Here is a 25,223-nt window from a genome sequence, read left to right on the forward strand (position 1 = left end):
GGACAGAGTGCTTGCGCAGCCGAATGCTTGATACGAGAAAACCCCAGGGAAAGTCGCGGACGAGCCATGCACAGGTGGTCGACGATCTCGGCAAGGCAATTGTCTCCGGCGTCTTCCCGATCGGTAGCATCCTTCCGGGGGACAGCGAACTTCTGCAGCGCTTCAAGGTATCCCGCACTGTTCTGCGCGAAAGCATGAAGACCCTGGCGGCAAAGGGGATGGTTGTGCCGCGCGCGCGTGTCGGCACGCGTGTCACCGAGAAGATTTATTGGAACATGTTCGACAACGAAGTGCTCAACTGGCATTTCGAAAGCGGGGTCAACAAGGAGTTTCTTCTCCACCTCTACGATATACGCATGGCGTTCGAGCCTTTCGCCGCCAGCCTGGTGGCGGAACGGGCCAGCCGCGAGGACATCGATTTGCTGCGGCGGCTTGCGGCCTCCATGGCGGCCCCGCATCATACGTCCGACAGTCTGGCCGTTGCCGACCTTCATTTCCATCTGGCCATTACCGAGGCGTCGCAAAATCCGTTCATGCGGTCGCTCGGCGGGCTTATCGAGGCTGCGCTGGTCGGCATGTTCCGCATGAGTGCGCCACCCTCCAGCAACGGCTTCAGCAATATTGCCGACACGCATATGGCCATCGTCGAAGCCATTGCAGCGCATGATGCCCTGGCGGCGCACAAGGCCATGGAATTCGTCATCATCGACGGACGTCAACACGTCCTGGAGGCTTTCGCGGCTCTTGTCGAGGCGTAAGGGCGACTTCTAATTTCGCCGTAGTTCACCGCTCGACTAGTTGCTATGAGGGGACAGCGCCCGGTCACGGGCGGCGCCTGATGTTTATCTCGGAGCCTGAAATGGAACGCACCTGCCTCGCCATCATCCTCGCTGCCGGCGACAGTACCCGCATGAAATCATCGATCTCGAAGGTTCTGCATCCGATCGCCGGTCGGCCAATGATCGCGCATGTCATGGAATCGATCGCCAAGACCGATATTTCGGCAGCGGCACTGGTCGTGGGGCGCAACGCCGATGAGGTGAGTGCGGCAGCGGCGATCGACGGCGTCGAAGTGGACTCCTATCTGCAGAAAGAGCGCCTTGGCACCGGCCATGCCGTGCTTGCAGCCCGTGAGGCGATCGCTCGAGGTTATGACGACATTCTCGTTGCCTACGGAGACGTGCCGCTGCTCACCGACGTGCCACTGCGCGCCGCCCGCCAGGGGCTCGCCGAAGGCAATGATATCGTGGTCATCGGCTTTCACACCGATAATCCGAATGCCTATGGTCGGCTGCTGGTCAAGGACGGCGAGTTGATTGCCATCCGCGAGGCGAAGGATGCGACGGATGCCGAGCTGGCGGTCACGTGGTGCAACAGCGGCCTGATGGCGATCAACGGCCGCAAGGCGCTCGATCTGCTCGACCGCATCGGCAACAACAATGCCAAGGGCGAATATTATCTCACCGATCTCGTTGAAATCGCTCGTTCGCTCGGCGGCCGCGCCGTGGCGGTCGATGCGCCGGAAGTGGAGATGACCGGTTGCAACAACCGGGCCGAACTTGCCGTCATCGAGCGTCTTTGGCAGGAGCGGCGGCGTCACGAACTGATGCTGTCGGGCGTCACTATGGTTGCGCCGGAAACCGTGTTTCTCGCCTACGACACCGTGATCGGCCAGGATGCGATGATCGAACCGAACGTCGTGTTCGGTCCCGGCGCCGTCATCGAGGGAGGCGCGGTCGTTCATGCCTTCTCGCATATCGAGGGTGCGCACGTCAGCGCCGGTGCGACGGTCGGGCCGTTTGCGCGGTTGCGACCCGGCGCCGATCTCGCCGGCGGTTCCAAGGTCGGCAATTTCTGCGAGGTGAAGAACGGCAAGATCGGCGAGGGCGCCAAGGTCAATCATCTGACTTATATCGGCGACGCGACCGTCGGTGCCGGCAGCAATATCGGTGCCGGCACCATCACCTGCAACTACGATGGGGTCAACAAGTACGAGACTCATATCGGCGCCAACGCCTTCGTCGGTTCCAACTCGTCGCTCGTGGCACCTGTGCGCATCGGCGACGGCGCCTATGTCGCCTCCGGCAGCGTCATCACCGATGACGTCCCGGCGGACGCGCTGGCCTTCGGCCGGGCGCGGCAAGAGGTAAAGCCGGAGCGTGCCAAGCTGATACGCGAGAGGGCACTCGCCATCAAAGCCGCCAAGAAGGGTGGCCACTAAGCCTAAAGTAGATGGTCCCGTAACGGTTGGAAACCGAAAGTGACCATCGTGGCAATTGTGAAAACTGTTAGAATAGTTAGGACTTGCCTTCAAATTTGAGGCCAGACGGAGAGTTGTATGTGCGGCATTGTTGGGATCGTCGGAATGAAGCCTGTAGCGGGCCGTTTGGTGGATGCGCTGCGGCGCCTCGAGTACCGCGGCTACGATTCGGCCGGCGTCGCCACCATCCATGAAGGCATGATGGATCGCCGCCGCGCGGAAGGAAAGCTGTTCAATCTGGAAAGGCGGCTGGAGGCCGAACCTCTGCCCGGCACGACCGGTATCGCCCACACACGCTGGGCAACCCACGGCGTTCCGAATGAAACCAACGCCCATCCGCATTTCGTCGAAGGTGTCGCAGTCGTCCATAACGGCATCATCGAAAACTTCTCCGAGTTACGCGAGGAGCTAAAGGCCGAGGGCAAGGTGTTCGCTTCGCAGACGGATACCGAAGTCGTTGCTCATCTGCTGGCCAAGTACGTTCAGGATGGCCTCGATCCGCGTGCCGCCATGCTGAAGATGCTGAACCGCGTCACCGGCGCGTATGCTCTGGCCGTGATGTTCCAGAGCGATCCCGGCACGTTGCTGGCGGCGCGCTCAGGCCCGCCGCTCGCCGTCGGTTATGGCAGCGGGGAGATGTTCCTTGGCTCGGACGCAATCGCGCTTGCGCCGTTCACCAACGAGATTACCTATCTCGTCGACGGTGATTGCGCGATCGTCACCCGCGACGGCGCGACGATCATCGATTTCGACGGTAACGACGTGAGCAGGCCGCGGCAGGTTTCACAGGCAACCGCCTATGTGGTCGATAAGGGCAACCATCGCCACTTCATGGAAAAGGAAATCTACGAGCAGCCGGAGGTGATCTCGCACGCGCTCAGCCACTATGTCGATTTCGACAGCCATCGCGTCCGTCAGAGCGCATCGGCGATCGATTTCGGCAGCGTTTCCGGCTTGGCGATCTCCGCTTGCGGCACTGCCTATCTCGCCGGTCTGATCGGCAAATACTGGTTCGAGCGCTATGCCCGGCTTCCTGTGGAAATCGATGTAGCTTCCGAATTCCGCTACCGCGAAATGCCCTTGTCGCCCTCGCAGGCGGCGCTGTTCATCTCTCAATCCGGCGAGACGGCGGATACCCTGGCCTCGCTACGCTATTGCCGGGACAACGGACTGAAAATCGGCGCCGTTGTCAATGTCAGGGAATCGACCATCGCGCGTGAATCCGATGCCGTGTTTCCGATCCTGGCCGGCCCGGAGATCGGCGTCGCCTCGACGAAGGCCTTCACCTGCCAGCTCGCCGTCCTTGCCTCCCTCGCGATCGGAGCGGGCGTTGCCCGCGGCACGGTGAGCGCCAAGGAGGAAGAGGACATGGTGCGCCACCTGGTCGAGATGCCTCGCATCATGGCGCGCGTGCTGAACATCATTCAGCCGCAGATGGAAAGCCTCGCGCGAGAGATATCCAAGTTCAAGGACGTGCTCTATCTCGGCCGTGGCACCAGCTTCCCGCTTGCCATGGAGGGGGCGCTGAAGCTGAAGGAGATCTCCTACATCCATGCCGAAGGCTACGCGGCCGGCGAGCTGAAGCACGGGCCGATCGCGCTGATCGATGAGAACATGCCCGTCATCGTCATCGCGCCCTTTGACCGCTTTTTCGACAAGACCGTTTCCAACATGCAGGAAGTGGCAGCGCGAGGCGGCCGGATCATCTTCATCACCGACGATGCGGGTGCCGCCGCATCGACGCTGCCGACCATGGCGACCATCATTCTGCCTGTTGTTGACGAAATCATCGCCCCGATCATCTTCTCGCTGCCGATCCAATTGCTGGCCTACCATACAGCGGTCTTCATGGGCACGGACGTCGATCAGCCGCGCAACCTCGCCAAATCGGTGACGGTAGAGTAGGCCTCACTTCCTTTCATTCATCCTGCGGTCACGTCGTCGTGAGCCGGCCGCCTGTTCGGTGCGCCGGCGGGACTGGCGGGTTGTATGCCGCGCCAATTTCTGGCACGCTTCTTGAAGGAGATGGTGGGGGAGAATTTGCCTGATAAAGGTGGGCGGCGGAACGGAGTTTTCGAACGGCGAATGACTGAAAAACTCATCAAAATGTCCGTGCCGACGCGGATCAGAAACAACTTCCTGGCCGGCCTGATCATCTGCGCTCCGATCGCCATCACGCTCTGGCTCACATGGTCAGTCGTGCATTGGGCGGATAGTTGGGTGCGGCCCTACATCCCGGCGCGTTACGACCCTGAAAGCTATCTGAATTTCGCCGTCCCCGGCACTGGCCTGGTGATCGCGATGATCTTCATCACGGTTGTCGGTTTCCTGGCCAAAAACCTGATCGGGCAGAGCATCGTCCGCTTTGGCGAGTCGATCGTCACTCGCGTTCCGCTCGTGCGAAGCATCTACAAGAGCGTCAAGCAGATCTTCGAGACCGTGCTGAAGGAACAGGGCACGTCGTTCAAGAAGGTGGGGCTGATCGAATATCCAAGCCCGGGCCTCTGGTCCATGGTTTTCATATCGACCGACGCCAAGGGCGAGATTGCTTCGAAATTCAACGCCATGGGCCAGGATATGGTTGCGGTTTTCCTGCCGCCGACACCGGTGCCGACAGCCGGGTTCCTGGTTTTCGTGCCGCGTGAAAAGATTACGATTCTCGACATGAGCCCCGAGGATGGCGCCAAGCTTCTGATTTCCGGCGGTCTGGTTTCGCCCGAATACAAGGAAGAGCTGGTCGCGATGAAGGGGCCGCGCACCTCGGTTCCGATGAAGTCTCTCACCTAGAAATCGCTCTTTCCGCTATTGTCGACAGCCTATTCTCGCGCCCTGCGCGAATTGTCATGTCTCTATCATGTTGACGTCTTAGATCGTCCTTGGGATAGGCAATGGGTATCTCACTATCGAATGTTCGGGACGCATGTGCCGGACACTATCTTCGATACGGCTTCCATCAAGCCGCGGATGGATACCGTTGCCTCCATACGGTTTTTCATCAGGAGGATATTTTTTTGAGAGACTCACGTTCAAGGACATTGCCGCTGCTGTCTGCAGCGCTTGCCACATTCATTTTCACAACACCGCTAGTAGTACATGCCGAAAGTTCCGTAGCGGTCGCAGGCACGACGCTCGTCAACAAGGGACGTGTTGCCGTGGGCCGTATTCCGGCCAACCAGCGCGACAAGTTCGGCGAGACCTTCGGCTCTGGCTCGGGCATGTCCATCGACGCCAAGAGCTGGACCCGCAATGCTGACGGTACCTACAAGGGATCGCTGTGGCTGCTGCCGGACCGTGGCTACAATGTCGCCGGCACCACGGATTATCGCGCGCGTCTCAACACCATCGATATTCAGCTGACGCCGGTTGCTCCCGGCGCTACGCCGCCGGCCGGCAAGGAGCAGTTGGGTGTCGAAGCCAAGCTCGCAGATACGCTGCTGTTGAAAGACAATAAAGGCAACGAAACCACCGGCCTTGACCCCGCCAACGGCGTCCGACAAGCAGAAGGCGGCATGCCGCTTTTGCCGCTGGCACCGAACGGCAAGGTCTCGCTCGACAACGAAGCCATTGCCCGGCTGCCAGATGGCTCAATGTTCATCAGCGATGAATACGGTCCCTATATCTACCGCTTCTCGGCGGATGGGCGGATGATCTCGGCCACGGCACCGCCGGCGGCGTTTCTGCCGATGCGCCACGGCACCGTGAATTTTTCCTCGAATAATCCGGGTCCCGGCGAATCCGCTCCCGATCCGAAGGATCCGACAAGTGGGCGCCAGAACAACCAGGGCTTCGAGGGCATGTCCCTGACCCCGGACGGTAAGTTCCTCATCGCGGTGCTCCAGTCTGCGACGCGCCAGGATGGTGGCGATTCCAGTTCGACCAGGCAGAACACGCGCGCCCTGCTTTACGATGCTGCTGATCTCGACCACCTGAAACTCGTGCACGAATACGTCGTGCCTTTGCCGGTCTTCACCAACGACAAGGGCAAGACGTCCGTCGCCGCCCAGAGCGAAATCGTGGCGCTTTCGCCGACGAGCTTCCTGATGCTCGCTCGCGATAGCAACAATGGCTACGGCCAGAAGGGCGATAAGTCGATCTATCGCAACATCGTCGCCGTCGATGTGTCTGCCGCCACCGATATTGCCGGCGGCAAATTCGACGGCGACACAGCTGTCGCTCCGAAGGGTGTTCTTGATCCCTCGGTCAAGCCCGCTGTCCTCAGCCAGTTCATCGACATCAACGACACCGCCGATCTCGCTCGCTTCGGCCTTCACAACGGCACTCCGAACGATCGCAACAATCTATCGGAAAAGTGGGAAGCCATGTCGCTTGCCAGCGTCCAGGATCCGAAGCTGCCGGATGATTACTTCCTGTTCGTCGCCAACGACAACGACTTCATCACCCAGGACGGTTTCCAGGTGGGAGCCGCCTACAAGGATGACAGCGGCGCCGACGTCGACACCATGTTCCAGGTGTTTCAGGTGACCATTCCCGGTCTCTCTGCCAAGTAAGCCATTTGAAAAAGGGGTGGACGCGGTTAGCGCGTCCCCCATTCAGCCCGCACGCAGGAACCGGATCGCCTCGTCGCGGCGGAAGAGATAGAGCAGGGTGCGTACCGCCATGCCGCGCTCGCCGGTTAATTCCGGATCGCGCTCGATAATATAGGCGGCATCCTTGCGGGCGATTTCCAGAAGATCGGCATGGGCTTCGAGACTGGCGATGCGAAAGCCCGGCGTACCCGACTGGCGCGTGCCCAGAAGCTCGCCTTCGCCACGCAGCTTCAGATCCTCCTCGGCAATGCGGAAACCATCCTCGGTGTCGCGCATGATCGAAAGCCTGGCATGTCCTGTTTCGCCAAGCGGCCCCTTGTACAGCAGGATGCAGGTGGAGGCCTCGTCGCCGCGTCCGACGCGGCCACGCAGCTGGTGAAGCTGCGCCAGGCCGAAACGCTCCGCATGTTCGATGACCATGATCGTCGCATCGGGAACGTCGACACCGACTTCGACGACCGTCGTCGCCACCAGCAGCCGGATCTCGCCATTCTTGAAGGCCATCATGACAGCATCCTTTTCAGGACCGCTCATCCGGCCGTGGATGAGGCCGACGCCAGCCCCGAGCGCGCTCGTCAATGTCGCGTGCCGCTCCTCCACGGACATTAAATCCGATTCTTCGGATTCCTCCACAAGTGGGCATATCCAATAGGCTTTTTTGCCTTCTGTCAGCGCGCGCTTCAGTCTGCCAACGATCTCGCCGGTTCGCTCGTTTGGAATGGTGATCGTCTGGATCGGCTTACGCCCGGCTGGCTTCTCCGTGAGCTTGGAAACGTCCATGTCGCCAAAGGCGGCCAGCACCAGCGTGCGCGGGATGGGCGTCGCTGTCATGACAAGCATATGCGGCGAGATGCCTTTCGCTGTCAGCCGCAGGCGCTGGTGGACGCCGAAGCGGTGCTGCTCGTCGACGACAGCCAGCATCAGATTGGCGTAGGCGACGCTGTCCTGGAACAGCGCATGCGTGCCGATGATGATCTGCGCTTCGCCAGAGGCGATGCGCTCGAGAATGGCATCTCGCTCGCGGCCCTTTGTGCGGCCTGTGAGGACTTCGACCGAAAGGTTTGCATCTGCTGCGAATTTTGAGATCGTCGCGTGGTGCTGCCGCGCCAGGATTTCGGTCGGCGCCATGAACACGGCCTGGCCGCCGCTCTCGATCACGGCAGCGATCGCCATCAAGGCGACAAGAGTCTTACCCGCGCCGACATCCCCCTGCAGCAGCCGCAGCATGCGCTCCGTACCGGCCATGTCCTTGAGAATATCAGCAACGGCCTCGCGCTGGCTGTTGGTCATCGAGAAAGGCAGGGATTTCAATATTTTGCTACTGACTTTCCCCGTCGCATGCACCGGCTGGCCCGCAACCTTGCGCAGCCGCTGTCGGACGAGCGAAAGCGACAATTGCCCGGCCAGAAATTCGTCATAGGCGAGCCTGCGGCGCGCCTGCGCCTGCGGATCGATATCGGCGGCATCCCGCGGCGCGTGCAGCATATGGAAGCTGTCGGAGATCGAGGGAAAGCCTTGCTTCTGCACAAGCGCAAGATCGTCCCACTCCGGCAGGTCAGGCATGCGCGGCAGGGCGGCTTCGATGGTCTTGCGCAGGAATTTCGGCGAGAGGCCGGCGGTCAGGGGATAGACCGGCTCGACCAGCGGCAGATTTTCCGCTTCGCTCTCTCGCATGATGTAGTCCGGATGCACCATCGACGGCCGGCCGTTGAACCAGTCGACCTTACCGCTGACAGTTACCGTCTCGTCGATCGGCAGCTGCTTTTCGAGCCACTGCGCCTTGCCCCGGAAGAACACCAGCGCCAGTTCTCCTGTCTGGTCATGCAGGAAGACACGATAGGGCACATTGCTGCGTGCATTTGGCGGCGGCTGGTGACGGTCGACTCGGCCGGTAATGGTGACGATCGCGCCCTGTGGCGCTCTGGCGATGCCCGGCTGCTCGCGCCGGTCGATGATGGAGTGCGGCGCGTGAAAGAGCAGGTCGATCACGCGGCAATCGTCGATCGTTTCCCGGTCGAGCAGCTTGACCAGCAGTTCGGATACCTTCGGCCCGACGCCGGGCAGCGAAGAGATGGAGGCAAACAGCGGATCGAGGATGGCGGGACGCATGGAGGGCAAAATGCGACGGGCAGGGTGGATTTGGCAAGGGGCGGCCGGGAACTCGGCCCTATTGAGATAAACACTCCCCGGAAAATTGCACGCGAGTCGCTTTTTTCAGAAAAGCCGGTTCCCACCTTTCAACGCTGGTTTTATAGAGACGCATCAACAGGAAGGTGTTTTTGATGACTGGGCTGACCCTCAGCAGTGCCGATCTCGATCCCCGCCGCCGGCGCATCCTTTTCCGCTGTTGGCATCGTGGCATCCGCGAGATGGATCTGGTCTTCGGCCAGTTCGCCGATAACGAGCTGCCGGGATTGGCCGAAGCCGATCTCGATGAGCTCGAAAGCATCATGGACGAGGAAGACAACGATCTCGTCAAGTGGATCCTCGGAACCGAGCCGACACCGCAACATTTGCAGACCCCCCTGTTCCAGCGCCTGGCGTCCTACAGGCCCGATTTCGAAGAGATCGCTGAAAGGTTCGGCATAACCAGATGATTCCCGGTTTCGATGCGAAGAAACTGCTCGCCGCAAGCGAGCCGCTGACGGTCGGTCATGTCCCGGCCGGCATGGAACCGTTCCTGCTCGCGGAGCTGGCAAGAGCCGGTCAGCCGATCGCCTATGTCATGTCTGATGGGCAGCACATGGCCGATGTCGAGCAGATGCTCGGCTTCCTCGCGCCCGAGATTCCGGTACTGACCTTGCCAGCCTGGGATTGCCTTCCCTACGACCGCGTTTCGCCGAGTTCCGACACGTCAGCCCGCCGTCTGGCCGCGCTCTCCGGCCTGATTGCCTATCATCACAAGCCGCATGCGGCGATCGTGCTGGTGACGGTCAACGCCATGCTGCAGAAGGTCGCGCCGCAGGACATCATCGAAAGCCTGGCGTTTTCGGCAAGGTCAGGCAATCAGCTGCGCATGGACGATATTGCAGGCCGACTGGAGCGGAATGGCTTCGATCGCGTCGCGACCGTGCGCGAGGTCGGTGAATATGCCGTGCGCGGCGGTATCCTCGATGTCTTCGTTCCGGGCACGGAAGAGCCGGTGCGTCTCGATTTCTTCGGCGATACGCTGGAAAGCATCCGCAGCTTCGATCCAGCCAGCCAGCGCACGACAGGGCAGGTTCGCTCCCTCGATCTCAATCCGATGAGCGAGGTGACGCTGACGCCGGATACGATCAGCCGTTTCCGCAAGAACTATCTCTCCGCCTTCGGCGCCGCCACGCGCGACGACGCACTCTATGTCGCCGTTTCCGAGGGGCGCCGCTATGCCGGCATGGAACATTGGCTGCCGCTGTTCTACGAGAAGCTGGAGACGGTTTTCGACTATCTCAAGGGTTTCCGGCTGGTGACGGATCACACGGTGCGGGAAGCGGCCGAGGAGCGTTCCAAGCTCGTTTTCGACTATTATGATGCGCGCCTCAATTCCGGACAGCCGGCCAAGAGCCAGATGTCGCAGGGCACGCCCTACAAGCCGGTAACGCCGGGTCAGCTCTATCTCGATGCCAGCACCTTCGGCAAGGCGCTGGATGCCTTCAGTGCCATCCGCATATCGCCTTTCAACGAGCATGAGGGCGAGGCACGCCGCGTCGTCAGCATCGACGCCCGGCAAGGGCCTCGCTGGGCGCGCTCGGCGACCGAGAGCGCCGATAGCGAACGCGTCAACGTCTTCGATTCCGTCGTCAAGCACATTGCCGACAAGCGCGCCTCCGGCGGCAAGGTGTTGATCACGGCCTGGACCGAGGGTTCGCTCGACCGCCTGCTGCAGGTGCTCGCCGAACATGGGTTGGCGCGCGTCAAGACTATCGAGGCTTTCAAGGACCTCGGCGGCTTGGCGAAAGGCGAGGCGGCGGCGGCAGTCCTAAGTCTGGAAGCGGGCTTCGAGGCTGGCGATCTCGTCATCATCGGCGAGCAGGACATTCTCGGCGACCGCATGGTGCGTCGCTCCAAACGCCGTAAGCGCGCCGCAGATTTCATTTCGGAAGTGGCCGGCCTCGACGAAGGCTCGATCGTCGTCCATGCCGAACACGGCATCGGCCGTTTCGTCGGCCTGAAGACCATCGAGGCGGCAGGCGCTCCGCATGCCTGTCTCGAGCTGCGCTATGCCGACGACGCCAAGCTGTTCCTGCCGGTCGAAAACATCGATCTCCTGTCTCGTTACGGCGGCGAGGGCACTGAGGCTCAGCTCGACAAGCTCGGCGGCGGCGCCTGGCAGATGCGCAAGGCCAAGCTCAAGAAGCGCTTGCTGGATATGGCCGGCGCCTTGATCCGCGTCGCAGCCGAACGCCTGACGCGGCATGCGCCGGTGCTCAGCGCCCCGGACGGCCTCTATGACGAGTTCGCCGCCCGCTTCCCCTATGACGAAACCGAAGACCAGATGAACGCCATCGAGGCGGTGCGCGACGATCTCGCCGCCGGCCGGCCGATGGATCGCCTCGTCTGCGGCGACGTCGGCTTCGGCAAGACGGAAGTGGCGCTGCGCGCCGCCTTCGTCGCTGCCATGAACGGTGCGCAGGTCGCCGTCGTCGTACCGACGACGCTGCTCGCCCGCCAGCATTTCAAGACCTTCTCCGAGCGTTTCCGCGGGCTACCGATCCGGGTGCAGCAGGCATCCCGTCTTGTCGGCGCCAAGGAGCTAGCCCTGACAAAGAAGGAAGTCGCCGAAGGCAAGACGGATATCGTCGTCGGCACGCATGCGCTGCTCGGCGCCGGCATCAAGTTCGCCAATCTCGGCCTGCTTGTTATCGATGAGGAGCAGCATTTTGGCGTCAAGCACAAGGAGCGGCTGAAGGATCTGAAAAGCGACGTGCATGTGTTGACGCTGTCGGCTACGCCGATCCCCCGCACGCTGCAGCTGGCCATGACGGGCGTGCGCGAATTGTCGCTCATCACCACGCCGCCGGTCGACCGCATGGCGGTGCGCACCTTCATCTCGCCTTTCGATTCGCTGGTCATCCGCGAGACGCTGATGCGCGAGCATTACCGCGGCGGCCAGAGCTTCTATGTCTGCCCGCGTCTGACTGATCTTGCCGAGATCCATGCCTTCCTGCAGTCGGACGTGCCGGAGTTGAAGGTGGCGGTGGCGCACGGCCAGATGCCGGCCGGCGAGCTGGAGGACATCATGAATGCCTTCTACGAAGGCCGCTATGACGTGCTGCTCTCCACGACCATCGTCGAATCCGGCCTCGACGTGCCGACGGCCAACACGCTGATCGTCCACCGCGCCGACATGTTCGGCCTTGCGCAGCTCTATCAGCTTCGCGGCCGCGTCGGCCGTTCCAAGGTGCGTGCCTTCTCGCTCTTCACCCTGCCGGTCAACAAGGTCCTGACGACGACGGCCGAGCGCCGCCTGAAGGTATTGCAATCGCTGGATACGCTCGGCGCCGGCTTCCAGCTCGCCAGCCACGATCTGGATATCCGCGGCGCCGGCAACCTGCTCGGCGAGGAACAATCGGGCCATATCAAGGAAGTGGGTTTCGAGCTTTACCAGCAGATGCTCGAGGAGGCCGTCGCCGAGGTCAAGGGCGTCGACGAGATTCAGGATACCGGCTGGTCGCCGCAGATTTCCGTCGGCACGCCGGTCATGATCCCGGACGATTACGTGCCGGATCTGCATCTGCGCATGGCGCTCTACCGCCGCTTGGGCGAAATCACCGAAATCAAGGAGATCGACGGTTTCGGTGCCGAAATGATCGACCGTTTTGGACCGATGCCGATCGAGGTGCAGCATCTCCTCAAGATCGTCTACATCAAGTCGCTCTGCCGCATTGCCAACGTCGAGAAGCTGGATGCAGGCCCGAAGGGCGTCGTCGTGCAGTTCCGCAACAAGGAATTCCCGAACCCGGCCAATCTCGTCGGCTATATCGCCAAGCAGGGCACCATGGCAAAGATCCGCCCGGACCACAGCGTATTCTTGACCCGCGATCTTCCGACACCGGAAAAGCGGCTGCAAGGGGCGGCCGTGGTTATGACGCAATTGGCGGAGCTGGCGAAGTAAGGGCAGTGGGGCGCTGGCGTTCGAAGAAGAAGCGTTCTATCTCAGGAACGAAACGAATAAGTTCGAAGCCTGCTTTCTCCAGCAGCCGTCTCGAAACTCTGTTTTCCGGTCGTGCGAAAGCACCAACCTTCGCGAGTTTCAGTGTGTGATCGGCTTCCGCCAATGCGGCCGAGACGAATTCGCTTCCATATCCATGACCCCAGGCGCCAGGGTGGAAATAATAGCCGAGTTCGACACCCCAGCCGGGATCGAAAGGGTCGTCGTGTAGACCGCCCCAACCTATGGCGCGGCCGGTGCTTTTCAGAATAACTGTCCAAGGCGCCTCTCCTGCGCCGCCGCTCATGTACTGCTATGCGCTGACGGCAATCTTTCAACGATGCGTCGGTGTGCGTGAATTGCATCGCTTCTGGGTCGCCCAGAAATTCAAAAAGGCTGGAGGCGTTCGATAACAGAGGCTTTCGTAAAACAAGCCGTGCCGTCCCGATTATCTAGCGCCAGCGCTCAGTTCATCCCAGCCCGTGCCTCGGCCTTCATCTTGGCGATATCCCTCAGCGCCTCCACAAGCACATCCGGCGTCTGGGCGCCGCTGACGGCATATTGCTGGTCGAAGATGAAGAAGGGCACGCCGTTGACGCCGATCTTCTGGGCGGCGTCGATTTCGCCGATGATGAGGTCGCGGTCGGCGTCGGAGGCGAGCAGCGCTGCGATGACGGATCTGTCGAGCCCGGCCTTTTCGGCGATCTCGAGCAGAACTGCGTGGTCGCCGACGTTGCGGCCCTCCTCGAAATTGGCCTTGAAGAGGGCGTTGACCACCTTTTCCTGCGTCTCGCGGTTTTCGGTGCCGGCCCAGTGGATGAGGCGGTGTGCGTCGAGCGTGTTCGGACCGATTTTGATGGCGTCGAAATCGAACTTGATGCCGATCTCACGGCCGAGATCGCTGAGCATCTTGTGCGCCTGCGCAACACGCTCCTCGCCGCCGAGTTTCTTTGTCAATTCCTTCTTCTGGTCGACGCCTTCGGGCGGATAATCTGGGTTCAGTCGATAGGGCCGCCAGTTGAGATCGACGCCCACTTCGTCCTGTACTTCGGCGATGGCCAGCTCCAACCGGGCCTTGCCGAGATAGCACCAAGGACAAACGACGTCCGAGACGATATCGATCGTGATGCGTTCCATGGCTCTATCCTTTCGGTTTTTGGCTTGTCCTGACCATCTAGGCGTTCTCGCCGATGGCTTCAACCGGTTACCGAAAGGGAACTAATCAACATCATTGCGCGGATGCGTCCCACCAGACGGGCAGGTAATAGCCATAGAGCGGCAATGTGTCGGGATGGGCTATATGACTTCGCCGCGCCACCCATTGCTGCGCGATATGGTAGAGCGGCACGACGTAGTAGCCCGAGATCAGGATGCGATCGAAGGAGCGCACGGCGTCACGGAAATCTTCCGCTGACTTCGCCGTCAGGAAATGATCGATCAGCGTATCGACATCGGGGTCGGCAACGCCGGCGAAGTTCAGGCTGCCTGGCGTCTTTGCGGCGGCGGAGCTCCAGCGACCTACCTGCTCGATACCAGGCGACAGTGACGACGGGTAGGATTTGATGATCACGTCGTAGTCGTAGTTGGTCGTTCGCAGCTGATATTGCGAATCGTCTACGGTGCGGATGGTGACGGCGATGCCAAGCAAGGCCAGCGAGCGGCGGTAGGCGATGGCGATTCGCTCCTGATCCGCATTTTGCGTCATGATCTCGAAGCTGAGCTGCCGTCCGGCACTGTCGACCATGCGCTCACCCTTGATCGCATAGCCGCCCTGCTTGAGGAAATTGACGGCCTTCCGCAGGATCGAGCGATCACGGCCGGAACCGTCGCTGACGGGCAGCTTATAGGTGCCGTCGAGGACGTCGGCGTCGATATGGTCCTTGATCGGGCCGAGCAGGGCGAGCTCATTGGCGTCTGCGGGTACGCCAAAGGACGAAAGATCGGAATTCTGCCAGTAGCTTTCGGTGCGGGTATAGGCATCGGAAGCAAGGTTGCGGTTGAACCATTCGAAATCGAAGGCGAGCGTCAGGCCCTTGCGGACGTTCTTGTTTGCAAAGATAGGCCGGCGGGTGTTGAAGACGAAACCCAGCATGCCGCTCGGCAGCTTCGGGGTGAAGACCTCCTTGACGACGGCTTTGGAAGTAACAGCGGGAAAATTGTAGGCCTGCTGCCAGTGGGCCGGGCTGCCGTCCTGATAGATATCGATATCACCCTTCTTGAGGGACTCGAACACCGTCGTGTCCTGCAGGAAGTAGTTCACCACGATCTGGTCGTAATTGTCGACGCCGACCTTAGCGGGAATATCCTTGCCCCAGTAGTCGGGATTACGCTCGAAAACGATTCGCTGGCCAGGATCAACGCTCTTCACCCGGTATGGGCCGGAGCCGATCGGGATGCTGAGCGTGGTGCGTTCAAAACTGTCGGGATCGGTCGCATGTTTCGGCAGGATGGGCAGCGACGAGGCGATGATCAGTGGCGTTTCGCGATTGGCCTTGTCGTTGAAGCGGATCAGCACACCATGCTCACCGACCTTCTCGATCGTGCCGATCGTGTCGAGCCAAGACGACATTGGTATGCGCCCCTTGTCGCGCAGGAGCTGGAAGGTGAAGATCACGTCTTCGGGCGTGACCGGCTGCCCGTCCGACCATTTTGCGTCGGGATTGAGATTGAACTGGATGTAGGTCCGGCTCTCGTCCCATTCGACCGTTTGCGCCAAGAGCCCGTAGAGCGTGAACGGTTCGTCGCGCGAGCGCTGCATCAGCGGCTCATAGACGAGGTTGCCGTACTCCGGGTCCCACATGCCCCGCGCCGTCGTGCGCATGCTCTTCAGGATAAACGGATTGAGGTTGTCGAAGGTGCCGACGACGCCATAGCTGATGCGGCCGCCTTTCTTGACGTCCGGATTTACGTAGGGCAGGTGCTTGAAATCCGCCGGCAGGGCCGGATCTCCATGCATGGCGATACCGTAGAGTGGTTGCGCCGCGGCGGCGTTGCATAATGCTGCGAAAAATACAAAGACAGCGATCCGGAGCGCTCGCATGGCATCCTTTCCGGTAAGGGCTACGATTCGGCCGAACCTTATCACGAGCGTGCCGAATTCAACACGCGACCGCGGAATTCTTGGGTCTCGACAGAAAAGGTCAAAGAAAAGCTGGATATCCGCGTCGGTGCGATGTAACAGGGGGGCCGGGTTTCCCGGGTCATGCATTTGCCTTATTCATTCGACAGGTGGACGACGGTTTGACCCGAATGGCATGGGACGGCAGGCGTCGTCCCGCAGCGGATTTCAGGAGGCGGTTTCGCTATGATGTTCAAGACTGACAACAAAATGCGGGCAGGTCTCTCTGCTCTGGCTCTCATGATCGGTGCGGCGCTCCCGGCAGCTGCCTTCGCTCAGGATGCGTCGAATGCAGCTCCCGCCGACGGCGGTGGCGATCCCAATCAACCGCGTCTGGGCTGGTACAAGACCTGCGCCAAGCAGGACGATGCCGATATCTGCATCGTGCAGAACCTCATCATGGCCAATAACGGCCAGCTGGTGACGGCGGTCGGCCTCATCTCCGTCGACGGCAAGGTCAATCGCAAGATCCTGCAGATTTCCGTTCCGACGGCTCGCCTGATCCCGCCTGGCATCACCATGCAGATTGACGGCGGCAAGGGCCAGAAGCTCGATTACGCCGTCTGCCTTCCGGACAAGTGCACCGCGGAAGTGCCTGTGACCGACGCTATGGTCGCGTCGCTGAAGAAGGGGACCGATGTGACCTTCACCTCGATCAACTTCCGCCGCGCACCGAACCCGATCAAGATTTCGCTGACCGGCTTTGGCGCCGCCTTTGACGGCCCGGCGATCTCCGACTCCAAGCTTGCCGAAAGCCAGAAGAGCCTGCAGGACAGCATGCAGAAGAAGGCTGAGGAAGCACGCAAGAAGCTGGAAGATGCCCAGAAGGCCGCCAAAGCGCAGTAAACTTGCGGAAATTCATCATCTCATAAAGGAAAAAGCCCGGAGCAATCCGGGCTTTTTCTTTGCTGCCGGCTCCTCGAACACAGACTCCGGTCAAAAAATGAAAAGGGAAGGCCTTGGGAAGCCTTCCCTTCAGAAATAAGATTGGTTTGACTGGCGCTTAGTGGGCGAAGCTCATCTTGGGCTTGAGCTGTCCTGTCGGCGCCTTGTCGAAGATCTGGTCGACTTGTGGATTGCGGAGCGGAACGCCGCTCTCGTCACTGACCAGATTCTGTTCCGACACGTATGCGACATACTCAGTCTCGTCGTTTTCGGCGAGAAGGTGATAGAAGGGCTGGTCCTTGCTGGGCCGCACTTCCGCCGGAATGGAATTCCACCATTCGTCGGTATTTGCGAATTCCGGATCGACATCGAAGATGACACCGCGGAAGGGGAACATCCGGTGTCGAACCACGTCGCCAATATTGAATTTTGCGTCTCGTTGTTTCATGGTACGACTTCCTTTCAGGCAATCATGTGGTGACTTTCACCGCTGATATCAAGGATTTTGCCCCATTCCTTCACTGAACCGTCACATTCTGCCGGTCTTTCCACCCCGGCATCGGGTGACAGTGCTATGTAGGAATTCCGCGTTCCGATGGAAGGAGCGCGATCAGGAGAAGTGGCCGCCGCATCTTCGCCCGCATGAAGAAAGCCCCGGCTAGCCGGGGCTTTCGCTTTGGGTATCAGACCGAATAGTACATGTCGTATTCGACCGGATGCGGAGTCATTTCGAAGCGCATGACTTCCTGCATCTTCAGTTCGATGAACGCATCGATCTGGTCGTCGTCGAAGACGCCGCCGGCGGTCAGGAACTTGCGGTCCTTGTCGAGGCTTTCGAGCGCTTCGCGCAGCGAGCCGCAAACCGTCGGGATCTTCTTCAGTTCCTTCGGCGGCAGATCGTAGAGGTCCTTATCCATGGCCTTGCCGGGATGGATCTTGTTCTTGATACCATCAAGGCCTGCCATCAGCATGGCTGCAAAACCGAGATACGGGTTTGCGGCCGGGTCGGGGAAGCGGACTTCGACGCGCTTTGCCTTCGGGTTCGAGCCGAACGGAATACGGCAGGAGGCGGAACGGTTGCGAGCCGAATAGGCAAGCAGAACCGGAGCTTCGTAACCCGGGACGAGACGCTTGTAGGAGTTCGTCGACGGGTTGGTGAAGGCATTGATCGCCTTGGCATGCTTGATGATGCCGCCGATGTAGTAGAGGCAGCTCTCGGAGAGACCAGCATATTCGTCGCCGGCGAAGGTCGGCTTGCCGCCCTTCCAGATCGACTGGTGAACGTGCATGCCCGAGCCGTTATCGCCGAAGATCGGCTTCGGCATGAAGGTTGCCGTCTTGCCATAGGCGTTGGCGACCTGGTGGACGACATACTTGTAGATCTGCATCTTGTCGGCGTTGCGCACCAGCGTGTCGAACTTGATGCCGAGCTCGTGCTGGGCGGCAGCAACTTCGTGGTGATGCTTTTCGACGACGACGCCCATCTCCGAGAGAACGGTCAGCATCTCCGAGCGCATGTCCTGGCAGCTGTCGACAGGCGGAACCGGGAAGTAGCCGCCCTTGATGCGCGGACGGTGACCGAGGTTGCCGGTTTCGTAATCCGTGTCGTCGTTGGAAGGCAATTCGCTGGAGTCGAGCTTGAAGCCGGTGTTGTAAGGATCGGCCTTGTACTTGACGTCATCGAAGACGAAGAATTCGGCTTCAGGACCGAAGAAGGCGGTATCGCCGATACCAGAGGCCTTCAGGTAGGCTTCCGCCTTCTTGGCGGTGCCGCGCGGGTCGCGGTTGTAAGCTTCGCCGGAGACCGGATCCAGAATATCGCATAGGATGACCATGGTGGACTGCGCGAAGAACGGATCCATGTGGACCGTGTCCGTGTCAGGCATCAGCACCATGTCGGATTCGTTGATGGCCTTCCAGCCCGCAATCGAGGAGCCGTCAAACATGACGCCATCGGCGAACATGTCTTCATCGACGCAGACGATGTCCATCGTGACATGCTGCAGCTTGCCCTTGGGGTCGGTGAAGCGCAGGTCAACGAACTTGACGTCGTTATCCTTGATTTGTTTGAGAATTTCGCTTGCCGTCGTCATTAAATTTCTCTTCCCTTGACTTAGATGACGATTTTTAGCCGCGGCCGAAAGGCCGGGCGGGTTAAATGGCGTCTATGCCAGTTTCACCGGTGCGGATTCGAATGACCTCTTCGATGTTGGAGACGAAAATCTTTCCGTCGCCGATACGGCCTGTTTGTGCAGCCTTGCGGATAGCGTCGATCACCGCTTCCGCATTTTCATCCGCCAATACGACTTCGACCTTCACCTTCGGCAGGAAGTCGACGACGTACTCGGCGCCACGGTAAAGTTCCGTGTGGCCCTTCTGACGGCCGAAGCCCTTCGCTTCCGTCACGGTGATACCCTGCAAGCCGACTTCCTGAAGGGCTTCCTTCACTTCATCGAGCTTGAAGGGCTTAATGATCGCTTCGATCTTTTTCATGAGAAAATGTCTCTCCGCTTCCCCTGTTACAGCAGGACTACTCCCCGCTCGGCCAACGTGATGCACGTATCATGCCAGATGCGGATGGACCACCGTAAAAAAATCCCGGCGAATTTACGCCGAGAGGATGGATTGATGAGGATTTTTCGGAAAAATGGAAGCGAATTCGCGCTGAAATGCGTTGGATAAGTAAAATTTCGCAAAAAAATGCCGTGCACGTCATATTCGTACTCCAGCAAGGCCTTGAATACATTCGCATAATTATTATGCAAATGCATATTTATTGACCTAATTGAGCGATTTAAACGCGGTTGTTTTTGAGGCAAATTTCGCATCTATAATGTTCGCCATGATAACGCCGCTCGCCGATTTGTTGCTCTCTCCCGATGACATGGCCGCCGTCGATCGCGACGCTGCCGCCTCCGGCATTGATTCCTATCAGCTTATGGAAAAAGCGGGGCAGGCGGTTGCCGCAAGCGCGCTTCGACATTTCCCCGAGGCGCTACGTTATGTCGTCCTGTGTGGCCCAGGCAACAATGGCGGCGATGGCTACGTGGCGGCTCGCGCGCTCAGGCAGAGCGGAGTGGAGGTCGGGCTGTTCCATGTGGGCGATCCGCGGCGGCTGAAGGGCGATGCCGCACGCGCCTTTGCCGATTGTCCGATCGAGGGAGAGGCGATCCGAAACTACGCGCCACGCCCGGGCGACGTAGCTATCGACGCCATCTTCGGTGCGGGGTTGTCGCGTCCGGTTCCGGATGAGGTTACCGCAGTCGTCGCGCGGACCGCGGAGGCGGAGGTTCCCGTTATTGCCGTCGATTTGCCGTCCGGGGTCGACGGACGCAGCGGCCATGTCCTCGGCGCCGCCTTTCATGCGGAGCGCACGGTGACCTTCATGACTCGCAAGCCCGGTCATCTGTTGCTGCCCGGACGCGATCTTTGCGGCGCGCTGGAGGTTTTCGACATCGGCATTCCCGCACGCATCGTTCGCGCCCATTCCGATGGCATGATCGCCGAGAATATGCCGGCCCAATGGCAGGAGAAGATACCGTCAACAGGCGCGGACACGCACAAATACAAGCGCGGGCATCTCGTCGTCTTCTCGGGAGGGCCGAATGCGACCGGTGCGGCGCGCATGTCGGCCATGGCAGGTTTGAAGGCGGGGGCGGGGCTTGTCACCATCGCTTCACCGGAAGACGCGATGGCTGTCAATGCCGGCATGCTCACGGCGATCATGTTGCATACTGTCGAGGACGATGCGTCGCTGCGGGAATGGCTTGCCGATCGGCGGCTCTCGACCTTCGTGCTCGGTCCCGGCTTCGGTGCCGGCGAGAAGGCGCGCCGGTTCTGCCTCGCGCTCGCGGATCGTCATCTGGTCCTTGATGCCGATGGCATCACCTCGTTTCGCGACGATCCGCAAATTCTGTTCGACGCCTTTGCGGAAGGGCCGACGCGATTGGTGCTGACGCCGCACGAAGGCGAGTTCGCGCGACTTTTTCCCGATATTGCCGCCGATGGTGCATTGAGCAAGGTCGACAAGGCAAGGGCGGCTGCGGCGAGGGCCCACGCCGCCATCATCTACAAGGGCGCCGACAGCGTGATTGCCGCTCCGGACGGCAGGGTACTGATAAATGCCAATGCGCCGCCCTGGCTTGCCACCGCCGGCTCCGGCGACGTGCTTGCCGGTATCGTCGGCGGACTGATGGCGCAGGGTGCGCCCGCTTTCGAAGCCGCCGCCGCCGGCGTCTGGCTGCACGGCCTGGCGGGCCAGCGCGCGGGAAAAGGGCTGACGGCCGAAGATCTCGTCGCCAGCGTCACCCCTTTCTGAAAGCAGGCAGCTATTTTGCCACTTCTTCCTGCAGGGCAATGGCGCCTGGTGGCGCGTTCACCTTGCCCTCATGGATCATGAAGGCGAAGACATCTCGCGGCTCCACCTTCACCTTGCGGTCCTGATCGATCAGCGGCAGATCATCCGGCACCTTGCCTTCGGCCCAGGTTTTCAGCCGATCGGCCCAGGCTTTCAGATCCTTCGGCGGGTAGCAGGTCTTGATGTCGTCCGATCCCTTCTGCAGCCGGGCATAGACGAAATCGGCGGTGACATCCGCAATCATCGGATATTCGAAATGTTCGGCGCAGACGGGCGCGATGTTGTATTTTGCCAACAGCGCTATGAATTCCGGCACCTTGAAGGAATCGTGGCGGACCTCGACGACGTGCTTCAGCGGCAAGCCGTCCTGCTTGGCCGGCAGCAGCTTCAGGAACGCCTCGAAATCGTCCGGATCGAATTTCTTCGTCGGCGCAAACTGCCAAAGCAGGGGACCAAGATGATCGCCGAGCTCGCTGATGCCGGAACCCAGAAACTTCTGCATCGATTCACCGGCCTCGGAAAGGACCCGGCGGTTGGTGACGAAGCGTGTGGCCTTGAGCGAGAAGATAAAGCCGTCAGGCACGTCCGCAGCCCATTTGGCGAAGACCTCGGGCTTCTGCGTGCTGTAATAGGTACCGTTGACCTCGATCACCTTCAGCTTGCGGCTGGCGTAATTGAGCTCGTCCTTCTGCTTCAGGGTGTCGGGATAGAAGGTCCCGCGCCAAGGCTCAAAAGTCCAGCCGCCGATGCCTGTGCGGATTTCGCCCGCTTTGGTCATTCTCTCCTCCATGGACGTTCATCGGGTGAAAACTCACTCCGCCGCTGCGACCTTCTTCATCGGCCGCCGCTCCAGCAACTCCTTCAGGAACTGCCCCGTATAGGAACGCTTCTCCTTGACGATGGTCTCCGGCGTGCCCACCGCAACGATCTCGCCGCCGCCATCGCCGCCCTCGGGACCGAAATCGAGGATCCAGTCGGCTGTTTTGATGACCTCGAGATTGTGCTCGATGACAACGACCGAATTGCCCTGATTGACCAGCTCGTGAAGCATTTCCAGCAGCTTGGCGACGTCGTGGAAGTGCAGCCCGGTAGTGGGTTCGTCGAGGATATAGAGCGTGCGGCCAGTCGATCGCTTCGACAGTTCCTTGGCTAGCTTGACGCGCTGCGCCTCGCCACCCGAAAGCGTATTGGCCTGCTGGCCGACCTTGATGTAGCCGAGGCCGACATCCTTCAGGCTCTGCAGCTTGTCGCGCACGGCAGGAACCGCCGCAAAGAAATCGACGCCTTCCTCGACAGTCATGTCGAGCACATCGGCGATCGACTTGGTCTTGAAAGTGACGTTCAGTGTCTCTCTGTTGTAGCGCTTGCCATGGCAAACGTCGCAGGTGACGTAGACGTCGGGCAGGAAGTGCATCTCGATCTTGATGACGCCATCGCCCTGGCAGGCCTCGCAACGGCCGCCCTTGACGTTGAAGGAGAAGCGGCCCGGCTGATAGCCGCGCGCCTTTGCCTCCGGCAGCCCGGCAAACCAGTCGCGGATCGGCGTGAAGGCGCCGGTATAGGTCGCCGGGTTCGATCGCGGCGTGCGTCCGATCGGCGACTGATCGATGTCGATCACCTTGTCGATATGCTCGAAGCCGTCGATGCGATCGTGATCGGCGGGGATCTCGCGCGCGCCCATCACACGCCGCGCGGCGGACTTGTACAGCGTCTCGATCAGGAAGGTGGACTTGCCGCCGCCGGAAACGCCGGTAACCGCCGTGAAGACGCCGAGCGGAATGGAGGCAGTGACGTCCTTGAGGTTGTTGCCTCTTGCGCCGACGACCTTGATCTCCTTGCCCTTCTTGATCTTGCGTCGCTCGTCGGGAACCGGCACGCCGAGTTCGCCGGAGAGATATTTGCCGGTCAGCGACTTCGGGTTCGCCATGATGTCCTGCGGCGTGCCATGCGCGATCACCTGGCCGCCATGCACGCCGGCTGCGGGGCCGATATCGACCACGTCGTCAGCCGACAGTATCGCATCCTCGTCATGCTCGACGACGATGACCGTGTTGCCGATATCGCGCAGATGCTTCAGCGTCTCCAGAAGGCGGGCATTGTCGCGCTGGTGCAGGCCGATCGACGGCTCGTCTAGCACATAGAGCACGCCTGTCAGTCCTGAACCGATCTGCGACGCCAGCCGGATACGCTGGCTTTCGCCGCCCGAAAGCGTGCCCGAATTGCGCGACAGGCTCAGATATTCGAGACCGACGTCATTCAGGAAGCGCAGGCGATCGCGGATCTCCTTGAGGATGCGCACTGCAATCTCATTCTGCTTGTCGGTAAAGGTCTCGGGCAGCACGTCGAACCAGTCGCGGGCAACCCGGATCGACATTTCCGCGACCTGGCTGATATGCAGCTTGTTGATCTTGACCGCCAAAGCCTCCGGCTTCAGGCGATAGCCGTTGCAGGCCGGGCAGGGGGCGGCCGACATGAAGCGCTCGATCTCCTCGCGCGCCCAGGCGGAATCCGTTTCCTTCCAGCGCCGTTGGAGGTTCGGCACGATGCCTTCGAAGTTCTTGTGCGTCGTATAGGAGCGCGCACCGTCGGCATAATGGAATTCGATCTTGTCTTCCGTACCGTTGAGGATGACGTCCTTCGCCTCGTCCGACAGCTCGTTCCACCGGTTGCCAAGCTTGAAACCATAATGCTTGCCGAGGGCTTCGAGCGTCTGATTGTAATAGGGCGATGTCGATTTGGCCCATGGCGCAATGGCGCCGTCCCGCAAGGTGCGCTCCGGCTCCGGCACGATCAGATCTGGATCGATCTTCTGCTGTGACCCCAGCCCGTCGCAAGACGGGCAAGCGCCGAAGGGATTGTTGAAGGAGAACAGGCGCGGTTCGATCTCCGGAATGGTGAAGCCGGAAACGGGACAGGCGAACTTCTCCGAAAACAGCACGCGCTCATGCGTCTCGTTCAGCGATTTGTTGGCCGAGCCGCCGGCAGCGGTTTCCTCTGGTGGCAGCGGCTTGTCAGCGAACTCGGCAACGGCAAGGCCGTCGGCAAGACGCAACGAGGTTTCGAAGCTGTCGGCCAGACGAGCCGCCATATCGGGCCTGACGACGATGCGGTCGACCACGACGTCGATGTCGTGCTTGTACTTCTTGTCGAGCGCCGGCACATCGGCGATCTCGTAGAACTGCCCGTCGACCTTGACGCGCTGGAAGCCCTTTTTCATGAGCTCCGCCAGTTCCTTCTTGTATTCGCCCTTACGCCCGCGCACCAGCGGCGCCAGAATGTAAAGCCTGGTGCCTTCCTCGTAGGCGAGAACGCGGTCCACCATCTGGCTGACCGTCTGGCTCTCGATCGGCAGGCCGGTAACCGGCGAATAGGGCACGCCGACGCGCGCAAACAGCAGGCGCATGTAGTCGTAGATTTCTGTCACTGTGCCGACCGTCGAGCGCGGATTGCGCGAGGTCGTCTTCTGTTCGATCGAAATGGCCGGCGAGAGGCCGTCGATCTGGTCGACATCCGGCTTCTGCATCATTTCCAGAAACTGGCGGGCATAGGCTGACAGGCTCTCCACATAGCGGCGCTGTCCTTCGGCATAGATCGTGTCGAAGGCGAGCGACGATTTGCCGGAGCCGGAAAGCCCAGTCATGACGATCAGCTTGTTGCGCGGCAGGTCGAGATCGATGCCCTTGAGATTGTGCTCACGCGCACCACGTATGGAAATAGTCTTCAGTTCGCTCATCGTTTTACGCTGGTCCCTTGGAGTCTGCCTTTATTTAGTGATGGCTGCCCGCGAGTCGAGGCTGAAATGATGGCCGGAGCCAGGTTTTCGATTCAGTTGACACGATCATAGAGACAAACTAGAACAAATAAAGAACAAAATCGCCCTTGGATATTTCTTTGTGGATGAAGATGCCTTGGGCGGTGCTTGGATA

Annotated in this window: 18 protein-coding genes; 9 read left to right on the plus strand and 9 right to left on the minus strand. The window is 60.3% G+C overall.

Annotated features, from left to right (window positions below; translation table 11 throughout):
- The first annotated feature begins 23 nt into the window (after nucleotides 1–23).
- The 5 genes from AB8B29_RS06955 (at nucleotide 24) to AB8B29_RS06975 (ending at nucleotide 6,768) form a co-directional block, all read left to right on the plus strand.
- Nucleotides 24–758, plus strand: coding sequence for a FadR/GntR family transcriptional regulator (locus AB8B29_RS06955; protein WP_234903729.1), 735 nt, complete (start codon nucleotides 24–26; stop codon nucleotides 756–758).
- Between the two features lie 101 nt (nucleotides 759–859).
- The gene (gene glmU, locus AB8B29_RS06960) at nucleotides 860–2,221 is read left to right on the plus strand and encodes a bifunctional UDP-N-acetylglucosamine diphosphorylase/glucosamine-1-phosphate N-acetyltransferase GlmU (RefSeq protein ID WP_047561785.1); all 1,362 of its coding nucleotides are present in this window, start codon (nucleotides 860–862) and stop codon (nucleotides 2,219–2,221) included.
- A gap of 117 nt (nucleotides 2,222–2,338) precedes the next feature.
- A complete protein-coding gene (gene glmS / locus AB8B29_RS06965; protein ID WP_047561748.1) occupies nucleotides 2,339–4,165 on the plus strand; it encodes a glutamine--fructose-6-phosphate transaminase (isomerizing) in 1,827 nt (608 codons plus the stop codon).
- Nucleotides 4,166–4,345: 180 nt separating this feature from the next.
- A complete protein-coding gene (locus AB8B29_RS06970) occupies nucleotides 4,346–5,047 on the plus strand; it encodes a DUF502 domain-containing protein (protein WP_113118258.1) in 702 nt (233 codons plus the stop codon).
- A 224-nt stretch (nucleotides 5,048–5,271) separates the two neighbouring features.
- The gene (locus AB8B29_RS06975; RefSeq protein WP_047561752.1) at nucleotides 5,272–6,768 is read left to right on the plus strand and encodes an esterase-like activity of phytase family protein; all 1,497 of its coding nucleotides are present in this window, start codon (nucleotides 5,272–5,274) and stop codon (nucleotides 6,766–6,768) included.
- A gap of 42 nt (nucleotides 6,769–6,810) precedes the next feature.
- Here AB8B29_RS06975 and recG read toward each other — a convergent pair whose 3' ends face one another.
- Nucleotides 6,811–8,916 carry an ATP-dependent DNA helicase RecG gene (recG, locus tag AB8B29_RS06980; RefSeq protein WP_047638099.1) on the minus strand — a complete coding sequence of 702 codons (2,106 nt, stop codon included), beginning with the start codon at nucleotides 8,914–8,916 and terminating at the stop codon, nucleotides 6,811–6,813.
- 173 nt (nucleotides 8,917–9,089) lie between these two features.
- Here recG and AB8B29_RS06985 point away from each other — a divergent pair, with 173 nt between their 5' ends.
- Together AB8B29_RS06985 and mfd are read left to right on the plus strand one after the other, a co-directional pair.
- Nucleotides 9,090–9,404 carry a succinate dehydrogenase assembly factor 2 gene (locus tag AB8B29_RS06985; RefSeq protein ID WP_037202057.1) on the plus strand — a complete coding sequence of 105 codons (315 nt, stop codon included), beginning with the start codon at nucleotides 9,090–9,092 and terminating at the stop codon, nucleotides 9,402–9,404.
- Complete coding sequence (gene mfd / locus AB8B29_RS06990; protein WP_047638101.1) at nucleotides 9,401–12,901, plus strand: transcription-repair coupling factor; 3,501 nt, start codon at nucleotides 9,401–9,403, stop codon at nucleotides 12,899–12,901. The genes AB8B29_RS06985 and mfd overlap by 4 nt, the downstream gene beginning before the upstream one ends.
- On the opposite strand, the gene AB8B29_RS06995 is transcribed toward mfd, so the two are convergent.
- From AB8B29_RS06995 to AB8B29_RS07005, 3 genes are all read right to left on the minus strand, one after another.
- A complete protein-coding gene (locus tag AB8B29_RS06995) occupies nucleotides 12,870–13,244 on the minus strand; it encodes a GNAT family N-acetyltransferase (RefSeq protein ID WP_439006335.1) in 375 nt (124 codons plus the stop codon). The two genes, mfd and AB8B29_RS06995, sit on opposite strands and share 32 nt — an antisense overlap.
- Nucleotides 13,245–13,402: 158 nt before the next feature.
- Nucleotides 13,403–14,074 carry a DsbA family oxidoreductase gene (locus AB8B29_RS07000; protein WP_037202061.1) on the minus strand — a complete coding sequence of 224 codons (672 nt, stop codon included), beginning with the start codon at nucleotides 14,072–14,074 and terminating at the stop codon, nucleotides 13,403–13,405.
- 91 nt (nucleotides 14,075–14,165) lie between these two features.
- Nucleotides 14,166–15,977: an extracellular solute-binding protein gene (locus tag AB8B29_RS07005; RefSeq protein ID WP_047561787.1), complete on the minus strand. Its 1,812-nt coding sequence runs from the start codon at nucleotides 15,975–15,977 to the stop codon at nucleotides 14,166–14,168.
- 264 nt (nucleotides 15,978–16,241) lie between these two features.
- Here AB8B29_RS07005 and AB8B29_RS07010 point away from each other — a divergent pair, with 264 nt between their 5' ends.
- Nucleotides 16,242–16,901, plus strand: coding sequence for an invasion associated locus B family protein (locus AB8B29_RS07010; protein ID WP_034505055.1), 660 nt, complete (start codon nucleotides 16,242–16,244; stop codon nucleotides 16,899–16,901).
- A gap of 157 nt (nucleotides 16,902–17,058) precedes the next feature.
- Here the strand turns inward: AB8B29_RS07010 and hspQ are convergent, their stop codons facing one another.
- The 3 genes from hspQ to AB8B29_RS07025 all read right to left on the minus strand — a co-directional run bounded on the left by hspQ (nucleotide 17,059) and on the right by AB8B29_RS07025 (nucleotide 19,433).
- Complete coding sequence (gene hspQ / locus AB8B29_RS07015) at nucleotides 17,059–17,388, minus strand: heat shock protein HspQ (protein ID WP_037202067.1); 330 nt, start codon at nucleotides 17,386–17,388, stop codon at nucleotides 17,059–17,061.
- A 235-nt stretch (nucleotides 17,389–17,623) separates the two neighbouring features.
- Nucleotides 17,624–19,033, minus strand: a complete 1,410-nt coding sequence (glnA, locus tag AB8B29_RS07020) for a type I glutamate--ammonia ligase (protein ID WP_037202069.1) — start codon at nucleotides 19,031–19,033, stop codon at nucleotides 17,624–17,626.
- A gap of 61 nt (nucleotides 19,034–19,094) precedes the next feature.
- Nucleotides 19,095–19,433 carry a P-II family nitrogen regulator gene (locus AB8B29_RS07025; RefSeq protein ID WP_003579240.1) on the minus strand — a complete coding sequence of 113 codons (339 nt, stop codon included), beginning with the start codon at nucleotides 19,431–19,433 and terminating at the stop codon, nucleotides 19,095–19,097.
- 349 nt (nucleotides 19,434–19,782) lie between these two features.
- Here AB8B29_RS07025 and AB8B29_RS07030 point away from each other — a divergent pair, with 349 nt between their 5' ends.
- A complete protein-coding gene (locus tag AB8B29_RS07030) occupies nucleotides 19,783–21,258 on the plus strand; it encodes a bifunctional ADP-dependent NAD(P)H-hydrate dehydratase/NAD(P)H-hydrate epimerase (protein WP_047561789.1) in 1,476 nt (491 codons plus the stop codon).
- A 10-nt stretch (nucleotides 21,259–21,268) separates the two neighbouring features.
- On the opposite strand, the gene AB8B29_RS07035 is transcribed toward AB8B29_RS07030, so the two are convergent.
- On the minus strand, nucleotides 21,269–22,075 hold the full coding sequence (locus tag AB8B29_RS07035; RefSeq protein ID WP_037202071.1) for a DUF72 domain-containing protein: 807 nt from the start codon (nucleotides 22,073–22,075) through the stop codon (nucleotides 21,269–21,271).
- A gap of 33 nt (nucleotides 22,076–22,108) precedes the next feature.
- Entirely contained in the window at nucleotides 22,109–25,030 is a 2,922-nt protein-coding gene (gene uvrA, locus AB8B29_RS07040) for an excinuclease ABC subunit UvrA (protein ID WP_047561762.1), read from the minus strand.
- Nucleotides 25,031–25,223 lie beyond the last annotated feature (193 nt).

It is taken from the genome of Rhizobium sp. 11_C7_N12_5 (assembly GCF_051811145.1).
Taxonomy (GTDB): domain Bacteria; phylum Pseudomonadota; class Alphaproteobacteria; order Rhizobiales; family Rhizobiaceae; genus Rhizobium; species Rhizobium lusitanum.

What these genes read in the sequence shown, in the direction of transcription:
- AB8B29_RS07010 (WP_034505055.1), top strand. Translation starts at nt 16,242, where the DNA reads ATGATGTTCAAGACTGACAACAAAATGCGGGCAGGTCTCTCTGCTCTG.
- mfd (WP_047638101.1), top strand. Translation starts at nt 9,401, where the DNA reads ATGATTCCCGGTTTCGATGCGAAGAAACTGCTCGCCGCAAGCGAGCCG.
- glmS (WP_047561748.1), top strand. Translation starts at nt 2,339, where the DNA reads ATGTGCGGCATTGTTGGGATCGTCGGAATGAAGCCTGTAGCGGGCCGT.
- glmU (WP_047561785.1), top strand. Translation starts at nt 860, where the DNA reads ATGGAACGCACCTGCCTCGCCATCATCCTCGCTGCCGGCGACAGTACC.
- AB8B29_RS06970 (WP_113118258.1), top strand. Translation starts at nt 4,346, where the DNA reads ATGACTGAAAAACTCATCAAAATGTCCGTGCCGACGCGGATCAGAAAC.
- AB8B29_RS07035 (WP_037202071.1), bottom strand. Translation starts at nt 22,075, where the DNA reads ATGACCAAAGCGGGCGAAATCCGCACAGGCATCGGCGGCTGGACTTTT.
- AB8B29_RS06995 (WP_439006335.1), bottom strand. Translation starts at nt 13,244, where the DNA reads ATGAGCGGCGGCGCAGGAGAGGCGCCTTGGACAGTTATTCTGAAAAGC.
- uvrA (WP_047561762.1), bottom strand. Translation starts at nt 25,030, where the DNA reads ATGAGCGAACTGAAGACTATTTCCATACGTGGTGCGCGTGAGCACAAT.
- hspQ (WP_037202067.1), bottom strand. Translation starts at nt 17,388, where the DNA reads ATGAAACAACGAGACGCAAAATTCAATATTGGCGACGTGGTTCGACAC.
- recG (WP_047638099.1), bottom strand. Translation starts at nt 8,916, where the DNA reads ATGCGTCCCGCCATCCTCGATCCGCTGTTTGCCTCCATCTCTTCGCTG.
- AB8B29_RS07025 (WP_003579240.1), bottom strand. Translation starts at nt 19,433, where the DNA reads ATGAAAAAGATCGAAGCGATCATTAAGCCCTTCAAGCTCGATGAAGTG.
- AB8B29_RS07030 (WP_047561789.1), top strand. Translation starts at nt 19,783, where the DNA reads ATGATAACGCCGCTCGCCGATTTGTTGCTCTCTCCCGATGACATGGCC.
- AB8B29_RS07000 (WP_037202061.1), bottom strand. Translation starts at nt 14,074, where the DNA reads ATGGAACGCATCACGATCGATATCGTCTCGGACGTCGTTTGTCCTTGG.
- AB8B29_RS06985 (WP_037202057.1), top strand. Translation starts at nt 9,090, where the DNA reads ATGACTGGGCTGACCCTCAGCAGTGCCGATCTCGATCCCCGCCGCCGG.
- glnA (WP_037202069.1), bottom strand. Translation starts at nt 19,033, where the DNA reads ATGACGACGGCAAGCGAAATTCTCAAACAAATCAAGGATAACGACGTC.
- AB8B29_RS06955 (WP_234903729.1), top strand. Translation starts at nt 24, where the DNA reads ATGCTTGATACGAGAAAACCCCAGGGAAAGTCGCGGACGAGCCATGCA.
- AB8B29_RS07005 (WP_047561787.1), bottom strand. Translation starts at nt 15,977, where the DNA reads ATGCGAGCGCTCCGGATCGCTGTCTTTGTATTTTTCGCAGCATTATGC.